Source organism: Microvirga mediterraneensis, assembly GCF_013520865.1.
Taxonomy (GTDB): Bacteria; Pseudomonadota; Alphaproteobacteria; order Rhizobiales; family Beijerinckiaceae; genus Microvirga; species Microvirga mediterraneensis.
In genome coordinates, this window is sequence record NZ_JACDXJ010000001.1 from 1830135 (window position 1) to 1844785 (window position 14651).

Annotated in this window: 14 protein-coding genes; 3 read left to right on the plus strand and 11 right to left on the minus strand. The window is 66.1% G+C overall.

Going from position 1 to position 14651, the window contains the following annotated elements; translation table 11 throughout:
- Positions 1 to 37: 37 nt before the first annotated feature.
- The gene (locus H0S73_RS08630; protein WP_246388781.1) at positions 38 to 2101 is read right to left on the minus strand and encodes a pseudouridine synthase; all 2064 of its coding nucleotides are present in this window, start codon (positions 2099 to 2101) and stop codon (positions 38 to 40) included.
- 105 nt (positions 2102 to 2206) lie between these two features.
- Between H0S73_RS08630 and H0S73_RS08635 the strand changes: the two genes are divergently transcribed.
- Positions 2207 to 2635, plus strand: coding sequence for a nucleoside deaminase (locus H0S73_RS08635; RefSeq protein ID WP_181054285.1), 429 nt, complete (start codon positions 2207 to 2209; stop codon positions 2633 to 2635).
- A gap of 84 nt (positions 2636 to 2719) precedes the next feature.
- Here H0S73_RS08635 and H0S73_RS08640 read toward each other — a convergent pair whose 3' ends face one another.
- The 3 genes from H0S73_RS08640 to purD form a co-directional block, all read right to left on the minus strand.
- On the minus strand, positions 2720 to 4429 hold the full coding sequence (locus H0S73_RS08640; RefSeq protein WP_181051767.1) for a calcium-binding protein: 1710 nt from the start codon (positions 4427 to 4429) through the stop codon (positions 2720 to 2722).
- A 126-nt stretch (positions 4430 to 4555) separates the two neighbouring features.
- Entirely contained in the window at positions 4556 to 5464 is a 909-nt protein-coding gene (locus H0S73_RS08645; RefSeq protein ID WP_181051768.1) for an alpha/beta fold hydrolase, read from the minus strand.
- Between the two features lie 149 nt (positions 5465 to 5613).
- The gene (gene purD / locus H0S73_RS08650) at positions 5614 to 6891 is read right to left on the minus strand and encodes a phosphoribosylamine--glycine ligase (RefSeq protein WP_181051769.1); all 1278 of its coding nucleotides are present in this window, start codon (positions 6889 to 6891) and stop codon (positions 5614 to 5616) included.
- 184 nt (positions 6892 to 7075) lie between these two features.
- On the opposite strand from purD, the gene xseA reads away from it, so the two are divergent.
- Together xseA and H0S73_RS08660 are read left to right on the plus strand one after the other, a co-directional pair.
- Positions 7076 to 8650, plus strand: coding sequence for an exodeoxyribonuclease VII large subunit (gene xseA / locus H0S73_RS08655; RefSeq protein ID WP_181051770.1), 1575 nt, complete (start codon positions 7076 to 7078; stop codon positions 8648 to 8650).
- 70 nt (positions 8651 to 8720) lie between these two features.
- Positions 8721 to 8942 (plus strand): DUF2093 domain-containing protein, encoded by a 222-nt coding sequence (locus tag H0S73_RS08660; RefSeq protein ID WP_181051771.1) that lies wholly within the window; start codon positions 8721 to 8723, stop codon positions 8940 to 8942.
- A 55-nt stretch (positions 8943 to 8997) separates the two neighbouring features.
- Here the strand turns inward: H0S73_RS08660 and lpxK are convergent, their stop codons facing one another.
- From lpxK to H0S73_RS08695, 7 genes are all read right to left on the minus strand, one after another.
- On the minus strand, positions 8998 to 10014 hold the full coding sequence (gene lpxK / locus H0S73_RS08665) for a tetraacyldisaccharide 4'-kinase (RefSeq protein ID WP_181051772.1): 1017 nt from the start codon (positions 10012 to 10014) through the stop codon (positions 8998 to 9000).
- Positions 10014 to 11303: a 3-deoxy-D-manno-octulosonic acid transferase gene (locus H0S73_RS08670; RefSeq protein ID WP_181051773.1), complete on the minus strand. Its 1290-nt coding sequence runs from the start codon at positions 11301 to 11303 to the stop codon at positions 10014 to 10016. Before H0S73_RS08670 ends, lpxK begins: the two co-directional genes overlap by 1 nt.
- Complete coding sequence (locus H0S73_RS08675) at positions 11300 to 12034, minus strand: lysophospholipid acyltransferase family protein (protein WP_181051774.1); 735 nt, start codon at positions 12032 to 12034, stop codon at positions 11300 to 11302. The genes H0S73_RS08670 and H0S73_RS08675 overlap by 4 nt, the downstream gene beginning before the upstream one ends.
- A 14-nt stretch (positions 12035 to 12048) precedes the next feature.
- Positions 12049 to 12282, minus strand: a complete 234-nt coding sequence (locus H0S73_RS08680; protein ID WP_181051775.1) for a DUF4170 domain-containing protein — start codon at positions 12280 to 12282, stop codon at positions 12049 to 12051.
- 60 nt (positions 12283 to 12342) lie between these two features.
- The gene (locus tag H0S73_RS08685) at positions 12343 to 13146 is read right to left on the minus strand and encodes an inositol monophosphatase family protein (RefSeq protein WP_181051776.1); all 804 of its coding nucleotides are present in this window, start codon (positions 13144 to 13146) and stop codon (positions 12343 to 12345) included.
- Positions 13147 to 13226: 80 nt separating this feature from the next.
- Complete coding sequence (ubiA, locus tag H0S73_RS08690) at positions 13227 to 14156, minus strand: 4-hydroxybenzoate octaprenyltransferase (RefSeq protein WP_181051777.1); 930 nt, start codon at positions 14154 to 14156, stop codon at positions 13227 to 13229.
- An 18-nt stretch (positions 14157 to 14174) separates the two neighbouring features.
- Entirely contained in the window at positions 14175 to 14645 is a 471-nt protein-coding gene (locus tag H0S73_RS08695) for a hypothetical protein (protein ID WP_181051778.1), read from the minus strand.
- Between the last annotated feature and the right edge of the window lie 6 nt (positions 14646 to 14651).

Here is a 14651-nt window from a genome sequence, read left to right on the forward strand (position 1 = left end):
TTGGTCTCTCAGGACGAGGTTGGTGTTTCCTCTTGGTTCAGCGGCGGCCGCGCGGGCCGCCTTTGGAACCGCCCTTGAAGCCCCCCTTCGAGGCACCGCCCTTAGACCCGCCTCCGGGGCCCCCCTTGAAGCCTCCACCCCTCGGACCACCGCGTGAGGGCGCATCCCCGCGCGGAGGGCCGCGACGGGGACGGTCATCGTCGCCGCGGGCGCGGAACGGACGGTCACCCTGCGGCTTGCGCGGACGATCCTCGCCCCCCTCGCGGGAGCGGAATGGGCGTTCACCGCCTTCTCCGCGCGGGCGGAACGGCTTGTCGCCGTCGCGGCTGCGGAAAGGCCGGTCGCCGGCCTCACGGGGCTTACGCGGGCGCTCGTCGTCGCCGTGGGCGCGGAAGGGGCGCTCGCCGGTCTCCCGGCCCCGACGGGCGGGAGCCGCGTCGCGGTCGTCGCGGCGGCGCGGACGGTCCTCGCCGCCGGCAGCGGTACGGCCCCTGCGCGGTGCAGGCGCTTCCTCTTCCTGCGGCTGGCGCACGAGGCGCTCGACGACGACCTTGCGGCCTTCGCTCGACGCAATCGCGCCGACGCGCTCGCGCTGGCGCTCCCCGCTCGCGGCTCGAGCTTCCTTGGGATCGGCGCCGCGGCGCGGGGATCTCCGGCGCGGGGCATCCTCGTCCGTCTCGCCGGCGCGCCACACGCTCGTCTTTACGTCAAGACGGGAGGGACGCTTCTTCGGCTCCTCCTCGTCGCGCTCGAACCGGTCTCCGCCACGGCCGCGCGACGGCCGCTCATCGTCGTCCCGGCGACGGCGCGGACGTTCGTCGTCCCGGTCGCGGGCAAAGCGCGAGGGACGCTCGCCGCGCTCTTCGCGGTCCTGCTTCTTGGACGAGCCGAAGGGCGCGATGGGCTCGCGCACCGGGCTTTCGAAATCGACGCCCGCTTCGGCGGCCAACGCCTCTCCGAGCTGATCCCGCAGCACCTTGGTGCGGACCTCTTCCACGAGGCCGACCTCGAGGTCGCCGAGCTGGAACGGGCCGAAGGACATGCGGATCAGGCGGTTCACCTGCATGCCGAGATGTTCGAGGATGCGCTTGATCTCGCGGTTCTTGCCCTCGCGCAGGCCCATCGTGATCCAGACATTGTCGCCCTGCATCCGGTCGAGGCGCGCTTCGATGGGACCGTAATCGATCCCGTCGATGCTGATGCCGTCGCGCAGCTTGTCGAGATCCGCCTGATTGATCTCGCCATGGGCGCGCACCTTGTAGCGGCGCAGCCAGCCGGTGTCCGGGTGGGCGATGACGCGGGCAAGGCCGCCGTCGTTGGTCAGGAGCAGCAGGCCTTCGGTGTTGATGTCGAGCCGGCCCACGGCCACCACGCGGGGCAGATCCTCGGGCAGGTTGTCGAACACGGTCGGACGGCCTTCCGGGTCGCGGGCCGTGGTCACGAGGCCGCGCGGCTTGTGGAAGAGCCACAGGCGCGTCCGCTCCTTGGCGGGCAGGGGCTCGCCGTCCACGGTGATCTTGTCGGCCGCCGTCACATTGATGGCCGGGGATTCCAGCACCTTGCCGTTGAGGGTCACGCGGCCTTCCGCGATCAGCACCTCCGCGTCGCGGCGCGACGCGACGCCCGCCCGGGCAATGACCTTGGCAATGCGGTCCTCGACGGGCTCCTGCGGCTCGGCCTGCGCGACGGGGCTTTCCTCGCGGGCGCGGCGCGGACGATCCTCGGCCGAGCGGTCGAAGCGGCGCGGGCGCTCGTCGCCGGCGCGGCTGCGGAAGGGCTTGTCCCCGCCGCTGCGCGCACGGAACGGCTTATCGCCGCCTTCGCCACGGGGCCGGAAGGATTTCTTTTCTCCGCCTTCGGAGCGGCGGGGGCGCTCACCGCCTTCTCCGCGCGGGCGGAACGGCTTGTCGCCGTCGCGGCTGCGGAAAGGCCGGTCGCCATCCTCACGGGGCTTGCGGGGGCGGTCGTCGTCGCCCCGGGCGCGGAAGGGGCGCTCGCCACCCTCGCGGGGCTTTCGGAAGGGCCTGTCACCCGAGGGGCGGCCGCGGTCGGAGCGTCCCGAGGAACGGCCCCTGCGATTATCGTCGTTGCTGTCGGTCATGAGAGCCTGATAGCAGAGGAGTTCCACAGAAGCGAGGGTTAAGGAGCGAACCGGTTGACGGATAACGCCCATCACGAGCCGCTTGATCCGGGACGGCCGGATCCCATGAGCGTCGCCTTCGACGAGGCCCGCGCCGCCGCCGCGCGCGGGGAGGTGCCCGTAGGGGCCGCCATCGTCAAGGACGGCCGGGTCGTCGCCTCGGCGGGCAACCGCCCGCGCGAGCTGCGGGACCCCTCGGCCCACGCGGAAATGCTCGCCATCCGCCGGGCCTGCGAGGCTCTGGACGACGAGCGGCTCTCCGGCTGCGATCTCTACGTGACCCTGGAGCCCTGCACCATGTGCGCGGGAGCGATCTCCTTCGCCCGGATCCGGCGGGTCTATTACGCGGCCCACGACCCGAAGGGCGGCGCGGTCGACAGCGGCGTGCGCTTCTTCGACCAGCCCACCTGCCATCACGCCCCGGAGGTCTATGGCGGCATCCGGGAAAGCGAGGCGGGTGAATTGCTGCGGGGGTTTTTCGCAGGGCGGCGGTAAGGGTCTTCGGCTGACACGAGCTTCAAGGCTCCCGCAAAGGCAGTGAACCTTGCAGGGCCCGCGATGCTCATCAGAGATCCGCGGTCAGACGACGAAGAAGTCCTTTTCCGTGAGTTTCAAATTCTTATCGAGGGTCCCGATCTGGATCTGCGGCTGCTTCCCCGTGCCGTCGGCATCATAGAAAAGCTTCCCGGACTTCTTGTCGTAGACAATCCGGTCCGAGCCATCGTGGGCCTTGTTGCCGACGAAGAAGGCATCCTTCTTGAGCTTTCCGGCCTTGAGCTTTGTGAAGATCGATTTAGCCAGGTAGATCGTGTCGTCCTTGACGTTAAAGCCGATGATCTTGTCGATGTTCGTGTTCTTCTTCTTGGCCACGGCGGCATCGAAATAAAACGAGTCCGCGCCGGCTCCTCCGCTCAGGGTGTCCTTGCCGAGCCCGCCATACAGAATGTCCGCGCCGTCGCCTCCGTCGAGGAAGTCATTGCCGGCGTCGCCCGAGAGCTGATCGTCTCCAGCGCCGCCAGAGAGCTTGTCGTTGCCGCCGAGACCGTTCACATAATCTTTGCCCGTCGTGCCGGTATAAAGGTCGTCGCCCTGTGTCGCGGTCCACGCGGGGGAGGTCGGCGTCGTGGGATCCGTGGGGTTATTCGGCGTCGTGGGACCAGGGGGAGTGCCGAACGCGCCGAAAATCTCACTTTCGAAGTGGAATGTACTGTCATCCCTCCAACTGACGACGAAGGTGCCGTTGGCGAGCGGGATGAGGGCAGGATTGAATTGGTTTCCTGCCGTGACGGTGCCGACAATAACTGCGTCCTGGGTGATGGTTCCGTTGGCGGCACAGGCCGCTACGTAGACGTCTGTGTCGTTGGCGGCCTTCCTTACCTCAAAGCTCAGCGCGAACCCGCCATTGGCCAGCGCGATAACCTGAGGACTGCCCTCGATCACCAGATCGGGAATGGGGAAATCAACGGCCGCTCCCGCAGGCTGTCCGCTGGCATTGAACACTTGCAGGTGCATCACCTTGGCGCCAGCCGCTGTCTTGTTTTCCCAGACTACAACAAAGCTGCCACTCGCAAGAGGGGAAAAGCCAGGGTGAACCGCGCTTTCCACATTCGATGTGCCAAGGATCCAGTCGGCATCGAATTCGCCTGTAGTGAGACTGGTTGGCCAAGCATGGATCGTCGTCGATCCAATGCCCGATTCCGCATACAGCGTAATGGTGCTCCCGTTCGGCATGGCTCCCGTTGCCGCAATGTCTCCTTCCAAATGGGGGGCATCGTGAACAGGAGACCATGTCGAAGACCATGTCGCGTTGCTTGGACTCAGGACGCTTTTGAACAGAGCATTCTGTGAATCCGAAGTGCCAGCGTAGAGGACGGCGAAGCCGCCATCGGCCGTGGCGCCGATGCTATGCAGGTTCAGGCTGGATGCCCGTGCGTCGCTGACCGCGAGAGGATCACCCGCAAGCAAGGCATGGTTCTGCTGGGGAGAGCCGAAGAATTTAGCCGCGAGTTTGCCGTCGGATCCATCGTACCAGACCAGTACCGTTCTTCCGTCGGCCAGGGTCACGCCTTCGAGTTGTGTGAAATCGGTGCTCGCCTTCTGATATGCCAGTTCCTTCCCACGCAGAATTTGTCCTGCCGGGCTCATGATCTGAGTGAAGACGCTTGCGACTTGAGTTGGCCCATCCGTCTCTGTCCAGGCAATCATGTAATTGCCGTCAGACAGGGCAATTGCGGTGCTCGCAAATGAATTGGGGATGCTCAGAGGCGTGCTGTGCGGAAGAGAGGCCATGATTGTGGTACCGATTGATGTTTATATACGATATATCGTTAATAAACTCCGGCGCATTTGGCCATCCCTGATAGCGGAAAGACGTGCGCGAGCGCACGTCTTTCTAATTTCCTGAAATGGGCTGCATCAAGCAGCCAGAAAAGCCTGCAGTGCCTCCAGCGTCGCGCTCGGGTTTTCTTCAGCCACGAAATGTCCCGACGTGATGCCGTTGCCCGTCGCTTTGGGGGCGAAACTCCGGTGCCAGATCTCCAGCGGCTGCTTCCGGTCGCCGATGGGGCCGCTGACGAGATAGTAGTCGCTCCAGATCAGGTGGGTCGGGCATTGGATCGTCCTGCCCGCGGCCAGATCCGCTTCGTCGGCTTCGATGTCCTGTGTCGCACCGGCCCGGTAGTCCTCGCAGAAGGCGTGGATGCGGCTGGGCTCGTTGCAGCTCTGCCAATAGGAGTGCAGGGCCTTGGGATTGAAAGGGCTCAGATCGCCCGTGGCCGACCATTGCCGCATAAGACCTTCGAAATAAGGGATCGGATCGCGTCCGATCTCCTCTTCCGGTTTCGGGTGAGCTTGCGAGAGATAACCCCAATGCGTTTCCGGAATTTCCCCGGACCGCATCTGCTCCCACACATGATAGGTCGGGAGGATGTCGAGAAGGGCGAGCCGCTCCACCCGGCCCGGATGGTCGAGGGCGAGCCGGTAGGCCACGCGGGCTCCGCGATCATGGCCGGCCACGGCGAAATGCACATGCCCCAGCGCTTCCATGACCCGGATCACGTCCCGGCCCATGGCGCGCTTGGAATAAGTCTCGTGCTTCGGATCGCCCTTGGGGGCCGCGGACCAGCCATAGCCGCGCATGTCCATGCAGACGACCTTGTAGGTCTCGGCCAATGTCGGCGCGAGGCGGTGCCACATGGCATGAGTCTGAGGAAAACCGTGCAGCAGGACCAGCGGCTTTCCATCGCCTTTCGTGCGCACGAAGATGCGTCCTACCTCCGTGTCGATCCAGTGGCTTTCGAAATCAGGAAAGAGATCGTCGCTCATGGAAGGCTACTCGCTGATTTGGGACAAGGACGACGCGAGAAGATAGGGCATTTGTTCCCAAAAGGGATTGCGCCCTTACGGAAAATGTGGCGCAACTCTAACGAGAATCATCTGCCGTTGCGTCATCCCTCGATGGAAGTATGCGACGGTCAGCTCCGCTCTCGCTCCACGGCGCGCCAGCCGATGTCCTTTCGGCAGAAGCCCTCAGGCCAGTCGATCTGCGACACCGCCTCATAGGCCTTGGCCTGGGCCTCGGAGATGGTGCGTCCCAACGCCGTGACGTTGAGCACGCGTCCGCCATTGGCAACGATCCTGTCGCTGTCTTGTTTCGTGCCGGCATGGAAGACGATGACGTCGTTCAAGGCCTCGGCCTTGTCGATGCCGCGGATCTCCGATCCTTTCTCGATGGCTCCAGGATAGCCCTTGGCCGCCATGACGACGGTGAGTGCGGCCTGATCCGACCATTGCAGCGAGATGCTGTTCAGAACGCCGTCGCAGGCGGCCAGGAGCGCCGTCACGAGATCGGATTTCAGGCGCGGCAGCAGCACCTGGGTTTCGGGATCTCCGAGCCGGGCGTTGTATTCGATGAGCTGCGGCCCGTCCTTGGTGAGCATCAGTCCCGCATAGAGGATGCCCTTATAGGGAGTGCCACGCGCCTTCATGCCGGCGAGCGTCGGCTCGATGATCTCGCGCATGGCTTGGGCTTGCAGCTCCGGCGTCATCACGGCGGCGGGCGAATAGGCCCCCATGCCGCCGGTATTGGGGCCCTGGTCGCCGTCGAAGACGCGCTTGTGATCCTGCGCCGTGCCGAACGGCACGGCGTGCGTGCCGTCGCAGAGCGCGAAGAAGCTCGCCTCTTCGCCTTCGAGAAAGGCCTCGATCACTACCTCGGCCCCGGCGGCCCCGAGGCCGCCGCCGATCATCATGTCGATGGCCTCCTCGGCCTCCTCGAACGAGGTGGCGACCACCACGCCCTTGCCGGCGGCGAGGCCGTCCGCCTTCACCACGATCGGCACGCCGTAACTGCGGATATAGGTTTTGGCCGCTTCCGCATCGGTGAAGCGCCGGTAGGCGGCGGTGGGGATGTTGAACTCCGCGCACAGATCCTTGGTGAAGGCCTTCGAACCTTCGAGCTGGGCGGCTGCCCTGCTCGGCCCGAAGGCCTTGATCCCCTCGGCCTGGAGATCGTCTACGAGGCCTGCCACCAGGGGTGCCTCCGGCCCAACCACGACGAAATCGACCTTCATCACCCGGCAGAAATCGATCACCGCCCGATGGTCCGCGACGTCGAGCGCCACATTGGTGCCGTGCTGCGCCGTGCCGGGATTGCCGGGGGCAATGAGGAGATTGTCGCACAGGGCGCTCGCCGAGAGGCTTCTGGCCAGAGCATGCTCCCGCCCGCCGGATCCGATGAGAAGAATGTTCATGATCTTCGCCTCCCTGTGCTGCCTGCGCTCTTAAAGGCTATGGGCTTTTGCGCCTAGTCTGGAAAGCGTGAAGCGCCAGGGTTTCGCGGGCGCGGCGAAATGCACAGGGGATAGTTTGGCATTGTGAACGGCTGTTGCGTCCGCGCCCTTGGCAGGGTGCCGCCGGGCGGATTAGGTTCACGGCATGTTCGCAGAAAAAGCTCCCTCGAATGCTCCCGAATGGTCGGTGTCCGACCTGGCGGGGGCCCTCAAGCGCACCCTCGAGGATGCGTTCGGTCATGTACGCCTGCGGGGCGAGGTGTCGGGCTATCGCGGTCCCCATTCGTCGGGCCATGCCTATTTCTGCTTGAAGGATCAGAATGCCCGCATCGACGCGGTGATCTGGAAGGGATCCTTCGCGCGGCTCAAGTTCCGCCCCGAGGAGGGGATGGAGGTCATCGCCACCGGGCGCATCACCACCTTTCCGGGCTCGTCCAAGTACCAGATCGTCATCGAGACGCTCGAGCCCGCCGGCATCGGCGCGCTCATGGCGCTGCTCGAGGAGCGCCGCCGCAAGCTCAACGCCGAGGGGCTGTTCGCTCAGGAGCGCAAGCGGCCCCTGCCGTTCCTGCCGCGGGTGATCGGCGTCGTCACCTCGCCGACCGGGGCGGTGATCCGGGATATTCTGCACCGGCTCGAGGACCGTTTCCCGCGCCGGGTTCTGGTATGGCCCGTGCGCGTGCAGGGCGAGACCTGCGCGGCGGAGGTGGCCGCCGCCATTCGCGGCTTCAACGCCCTGGCGCCCGGCGGGCCGATTCCACGCCCCGACGTGCTGATCGTCGCCCGCGGCGGTGGTTCCATTGAGGACCTGTGGGGCTTCAACGAGGAAATCGTGGTGCGCGCTGCCGCCGAGAGCGCCATCCCGCTCGTCTCGGCCGTTGGCCACGAGACCGACACGACGCTGATCGACTATGCGTCCGACCGAAGGGCTCCCACACCTACGGGTGCCGCCGAGATGGTGGTGCCGGTGCGGGTCGAGCTGATGGCGGCCGTCAACGATCTCTCCCGGCGCCATATGGAAGCGACGCTGCGCCTCGTGGAACGCCGGCGGTCGGACCTGCGCGCCACGGCCCGTGCCCTGCCGACGCCGGAAGCCCTGTTCTCGCCCAAGCGTCAGCGGCTCGACCTTGCGGCCGCCAAGCTCTACCCGGCGCTCGCCCGCAATGCGCGCGGCCATGAGGAGCGGCTGCTCAAGGTCGCGCGCCAGCTGACCCATGTTTCTCCGGTGGCCAATGTCGCACGCATGCGCGCCCGGCTCGATGCGGTCGGCCCGCGTCCCTACAATGCGGTCTGCCGCTCCGTCCTGCTGCGCGAGGAGAGCCTGAAGCAGATCGGCCGCCGCCTGGTGGTCTCGCGCGAGGCGCTGCTGCGCGCCGAGCGGACGCGCGTGGCGCAGGGACGTGAACTCACCCAGAGGGTGGCCGAGCGCCTCGTGCCGGCCCTGCAGGGGCAGATCGCCCGCAAGGCCGACAGGCTCGAAGCGGTGTCGAAGCTCTTCGACAGCCTCAACTATAAGTCCGTGCTCAGGCGCGGTTTTGCCCTGGTCCGGGATGCGGACGGGCAGCCGCTCAATTCGGCCGATGCGGTGCTGGACGGCCAGGCCCTGGTGCTCGAATTCGCCGACGGCAGGGCGGATGCGACTGGCGGGCGGATCGGATCGCGACCGAGGGTGGCCAAGCCGAAGCTCGTGGTGGCGGAAGAGCAGGGTGCCTTGTTCTGATTGAGGATTGGAAATCCTCGGCTCACCTGCTTATGTGAGGAAAGGCGCAACGCATTTCTCGATGTCATCGATGTTGAACAAGATCGAACGCAGCGGCGGCGAAGCCGTCGTGCAATATCTCGACAGTAACCTTCGGGTCGTGAAGCCCGGGGCCTATGTGCGCTGCGCGGTGACGGGCGTCCAGATTCCCCTCGACGAGCTGAAATATTGGAGTGTCGAGAGGCAGGAGGCCTATGCCTCTCCCGAGGCGGTCATGATGCGCATCACAGGCCAGCCCGTGCCTCGACAGTAGCGCTGGAGCCCTTTTCGGCGAACCGGATCCACTTCGCCGGAAAATGAGCTAACCTTCAGGCAACGCGCAACCGCCTCTCGTTGATGTGGCGAAGGAGCAGGTTACGCAGGCCGGCCTCGTTCTCGATCCGGAGCCGCACTGGCAGTACCATCAGGTCCGGCCAAGGATTGGCATTCCCTACCGCCCAGATCCGGGCGAAGTCCTTTTCCGTCGTTACGGCGAGAAGCCCTCGTGACTCAGCCTCCCGTTGCAGAGCCGCGAGTTCTGCCGCCGTGTAGCGATGGTGATCGGGAAACGAACGGGCGACTTCGACGATGGCCCCGCAGGCGCTTAAAGTCTTGAAGAACTTGTCGGGTCGTCCGATTCCGGCGAAGGCCAGAACCTTCCTGCCATCAAGGGACTGGGCGGCGTCCAGGGGCGGTGCAAGCCTTGCCTCGAACACGCGTTTGCCGCGCTGTCCGGCCTCCTCGGCCACCTGTCTTCCTGGCGCGCCATCGCCGATGATCAGGACCGCATCGACCGCGGGCCATTGAACGTCCATCGGAGCGCGAAGCGGCCCCGCCGGCAAAGACAGCCCGTTGCCGATCCCGGTTGCTCCATCCACGACCGCGATGGCGCAATCCTTGATCAGAGACGGATTCTGAAGTCCGTCATCCATGACCACGACGGTCGCGCCGGACTCGTAGGCCAGCCGCGCCCCGGCCGGCCGGGTGCGTGACACGAAGGTGCTGGCCATCCTTGAGAGCAGGATGGGTTCGTCGCCCACATCCGAGGCCGTATGTTCTGGCGTGCGGACCTGCAGGGGACCCGGAAGGCGCCCGCCATATCCTCGCGACAGGAAGGCCGGGCTCTCTCCCGCCGCCTCGAGAATTCTTGCGACCGCCAGGGCCGTCGGCGTCTTTCCGGCGCCGCCTGCGGTGAAATTCCCGATGCAGATGACGGGAAGGTCCGCTTTTTCGCCCGGGCGGCGCATCCGGCGCGCCGCGATGGAGGTGTAGATGAGGCTGGCCGGGCGCAGCAGGTTGGCCGGCAACGTAGGGGAAGGGTGCCACCAGAAGCGCGGCGCGCGCATCAGCGGCGCGCCCCCAGTTTTGCCTGGACGATGAAGGGTTCGACCGATTGCATGGTGCGATCCACGGCGCCGCCGAGTGCCTGAACGGCCTCTCCGGCCTTGCGGGCCATGTCGCGCGTCAGCGCCGCGTTGCTCAGCAATTCGTTGACGGCGCGGGCCAGGGTCGCGCTGTCCTTCACCATCACGGCGCCTCGCGACTGATCGAGAGCCTCATAGATCTCGGTGGCGGTATGAACATGCGGGCCATGCAGGATGGCTGCGCCCAGCTTGGCCGGCTCGATCGGGTTGTGCCCACCGACGGGCACCAGGGTGCCTCCCATGAGGACGACCGGGGAGAGCCGGTAGAACAGGCCCATCTCGCCCACCGTATCGACCACGTAGACGTCCGTCGCCCGGTCCGGGTGAATGCCCTCGGAACGCCGGCCCGCCCTCAGGCCGGCCTGTCCCGCGATCGCCGCGACCTCCGGCCCGCGATGGGGATGGCGTGGGGCAATGATGGTGAGCAGCTGAGGATAACGCTTGGCCAGGGCCCGGTGCACGGCGATGATCGCACTTTCCTCACCGGGATGCGTGCTGGCGGCAAGCCAGACGGGGCGACCCGCGATCATGCCCGAAAGATGCGCCACCACCCGCGGGTCGGCCGGGGGCGGGGCCGCGTCGAACTTGATGTTGCCCGTCACGATCACCCGGGGGGCACCGAGCCGCGCCAGCCGCTCGGCGTCCTCGGCCGTCTGGGCAAGGCACAGGGCGAACTGGTCCAGAAGGCCCTTGATGATGCGCGGCATCTTCTGCCAGCGCCGGTAGGACCTGTCCGACATGCGCCCGTTCACCATAACGAGCGGGATGTCGCGCTCGGCGAGCGCCATGATCGTGTTCGGCCAGATCTCGGATTCCGCGATGAGGGCGAGGTCGGGCTGCCAGTGCTCCAGAAACCGCCTAACATAACGCGGCACGTCCAGGGGGACGAACTGATGGATGGCACCTGGTGGAAGCCGGCGGGCGATGAGAGACGCGGAGGTCTTCGTGCCCGACGTGACCAGAACCGCAAGGCCCCGCTGGGTCATCCGCTCCACGATCGGCAGGAGGGAGAGGGTCTCGCCGATGCTGGCGCCGTGGACCCAGATCAGGTGGCCCTTGGGTCGCTGCCGGCTGGGATAGCCTTGCCGCTCCCCGAGCCGAGTACGGTCCTCGCGTCCCTTGTGCCGACGCCAGTACAGGAGGCCCAGAACGGCCGGTTCCAGCGCGGATACGGCCGCGCGATAAGCCTTGAAGACGATCGGGAAGCTCATGCCCGGGAGCCTTCCATGAGCACGGGATCGGGCTTGGCACCCGGATCCCTCGATCCGACAAGAGCATAGGCCCGCTCATGGACCCGGTCGAGTTCCCGCTCGACTGTCTTCCTCAAGGCTTCCAGCGTCGGCTCGTCCGCGTCGCGCGGCACATGCACCGGCTCGCCGAGCACCATCGCTCCGCGCCCGAAGGGCAGGCCGATGCTGGCCTTGTCCCAGCTGTCGAAATCGATGCGGCGGCTCGTGACCACGGCCACCGGTACGATGGGGCGGCCGGACAATTGCGCGAGCGTGACGATGCCCTGGCCGCAGATCCGCGAGATCTTCGGGATGTCGGCGGTCATCACGACCATTTCGCCATCGCTCAAGGCCCGCAGCATGGACCGCATCGCCTGGGCGCCGCCCTTCTTGCGGATGTCGCGGCCGCGGGCTCCGGAGCCGCGGATCGCCCGCACGCCCAGATGACGCAGGGCGACGGCGTTGAACTCGCCGTCGCCGGAGCGCGACACGAGGCTCGCGGCGCGGTCCTGCGGCCTTTTGGCGAAATGGATCATGAAGTGCTGGCCGTGCCACATGGCGGCGATCACCGGCATCTCGATCCGGCCATAGGCATCGGCCGGTTCCATGACGAACCGGTTCGTGCGCTGGACGAACTTGAGATAGCCCGCGACGACGAAGCCCAGGGTTTCCTGAACGGCCCGCGACCGGATGATGCGCTTCATGAGCCCCATGGCGACTTGAAGGGTCAGCCGTTCTGCGGATCCAGAAGGCGGTGGAGGTGGACGATGAAGTAGCGCATCTGCGCGTTGTCCACGGTAGCCTGCGCCTTGGCCTTCCAGGCTGCATGGGCGCTGGCATAGTTCGGGTAGACTCCGACGATGTCGAGCTTGGAAAGATCCTTGAAATCGACGGATTCGAGGCTGCTGAGCTCGCCGCCGAAAACCAGATGCAGGAGCTGCTTGCCAGGCGTGTCGGTCATGGTGATAGGGCTCTTCTGAAGAGTGTTGGTAGGGTTTGGTGTCGATGCAAGCCGACGATGTCAGGCTCTCATGGCTCCAATAGCACGAGGATGCAACCGTGACGCAACGGCAATCATCTCATCGTGAGAGGGCTGAGGCCTGTTGTAGATCGGGGTCGAACCATCGAATCCGGTCAGGCGGCCGCCCGCCTCCTGCAGGATGAGGTCGGCCGCGGCGATGTCCCAGTCCTGGGCATTGGCGGAAACGAGCCCGACGTCGATGGCACCGTCCGCCACCCGGGCGAGCCGGAGCGCCAGTGACGGCACCTTGGGCAGGCGCTCGACCGGGCCCATGCGGCGCTCGAACCTGTCCACGAGGGGCTTGGGGCCTGCCACTCTGGCACGGGAGAAATCGTCGACCTGAGCCAGCGCCAGCCGTTCGCCGTTGCACCAGGCTCCCTCGCCGATCCGTGCTTCATAAAGACGCTCATGGACGGGCGCGTGGAGAATGCCGAGGACGGGCCTGCCGTCCTTGACCAGGGCGATGGAGACGGCCCAGTCGGATAGCCCCGAGGCGAAGGCCCGCGTTCCGTCGATGGGATCGACGATCCACACATAGCTCTGGTCGAGGCGCGACGGATCGTCGGCGGTTTCCTCGGACAGCCAGCCGGCCTGGGGGAACAGCCCGGACAGATGCTCTTTCAGGAAGACGTCCAGGGCGATGTCCGCTTCCGTCACCGGGGAGCTCTGACCCTTGTACCAGAGCCTGGCGGCCGTCTGCGCGCCGGCGCGGTAATAGGGCAGGGCCAGCTCGCCCGCCCGGCGGGCGGCGTCACGGACGGCGGGAGCGAGAGCGGCGATCGATTGGGGTGAGGAAGACAGCATCGAACCTGAGATGGTAGCTATTGGCAGGAGATACCATAGGCCGGCTATCTGAACCTTCCATTTAGAAGGATCTGCTGTCTTCAGATGAAGCAGTCGAGAATCATGGCCGCGAACAGGATCAGGCCCGCATCCCGGTTCGCGCGGAAGAGCCGCAAGGCCCCCGCGCCGTCCGCCCGGTCGATCCGCGCCACCTGCCAGCCCAGGTGGAGGGCAAAGAGGCTCAGGCCGGCGAAGGACGGCCAGCCCGCCCGGGCCAGGGTCAGGGAGGCGGTGATGAAGATCAGGGTCAGCGCATAGCAGATGCCGACGCCGAGCTTCACGTTCTCGCCGAAGAAGCGGGCCGAGGACTTGATCCCGGCGATCTCGTCGTCCTCGATGTCCTGAAGGGCGTAAATCGTGTCGTAGCCCACCACCCAGGCGATGCTGCCGAGATAGAGAAGGATCGGGGCCCAGCCCAAGGAGCCGAACGCGGCGGCCCAGCCCATCAGGGCTCCCCAGGCGAAGGCGAGGCCCAGGACGATCTGCGGCATCCAGAAAAAGCGCTTCATGAAGGGATAGAGCGCCACGATCCCCAGCGAGGCGAAGCCGGTCGCGATGGCGAAGGCGTTGAACTGGAGCAGGACCACGAGACCGACGATGCCCTGGAGCGCGAGGAAGGCCAGGGCCCCTTTCAGGCTGACCTGACCCGAGGGCAGGGGTCGCTGGCGGGTGCGCTCGACGCGGGTGTCGATGTCCCGGTCGACGATGTCGTTATAGGTGCAGCCGGCCCCGCGCATCGCCACGGCGCCAATCAGGAAGAGGAGGCAATGGACCGGGTTCGGCCAGGGCTGTCCCGCCGCGATGGCGGCGAGCGCCGCCGACCACCAGCAGGGCAGGAGAAGCAGCCACCAGCCGATGGGCCGCTCGATGCGGGCAAGGCGCAGATAGGGCCTGAGGCCCGCGGGCGCCCACCGGTCGGCCCAGTGGCCCTTCACGGCATCGGGCAGGGAAGGCGCTCCGGGACGCTCCATGGCTTTCGGGAACCCCTCTTAGAGGGCGCCTTTCGGGATGCTCAGGGTGCCGGTCAGGCCCCCGCCCATCTTGCCGCCGGCGCCGCCGCCCTGCTGGGCCTGCTGCTTGGCGCGCTTCTCCATCTCGGCCATCTTCGCGGCGGCGCCGCAGGCCTGGCCCTTGAACTGCTGGGACCGCTTGTGGTCTTCGGAGAAGCTCTGGACCAGCTGGTCGGGAACCTGACACCAATCTTTGTTGGCGGTCATCCACTTCTCACCGGCGGTTCCGTTCGTCACCAGCTTGGAGAAGATGGTGCAGGCCTCCCGCGGGTCGAGCTTCTTGTTCTTGCCGCCGTTGGTGAGCTTGTTGACCTGCTGGATGAGGCTCTGGCGTTCCTGCAGGATCTTCTGTCCTTCCTGGCAGGTGCTCGACTGCGCGAAGGCAGGAGCGGTCACGAAAATGCCGGCGACGGCCAACGCAGCCAGGATATGCGAACGGATGTGCGTCATGCCCAA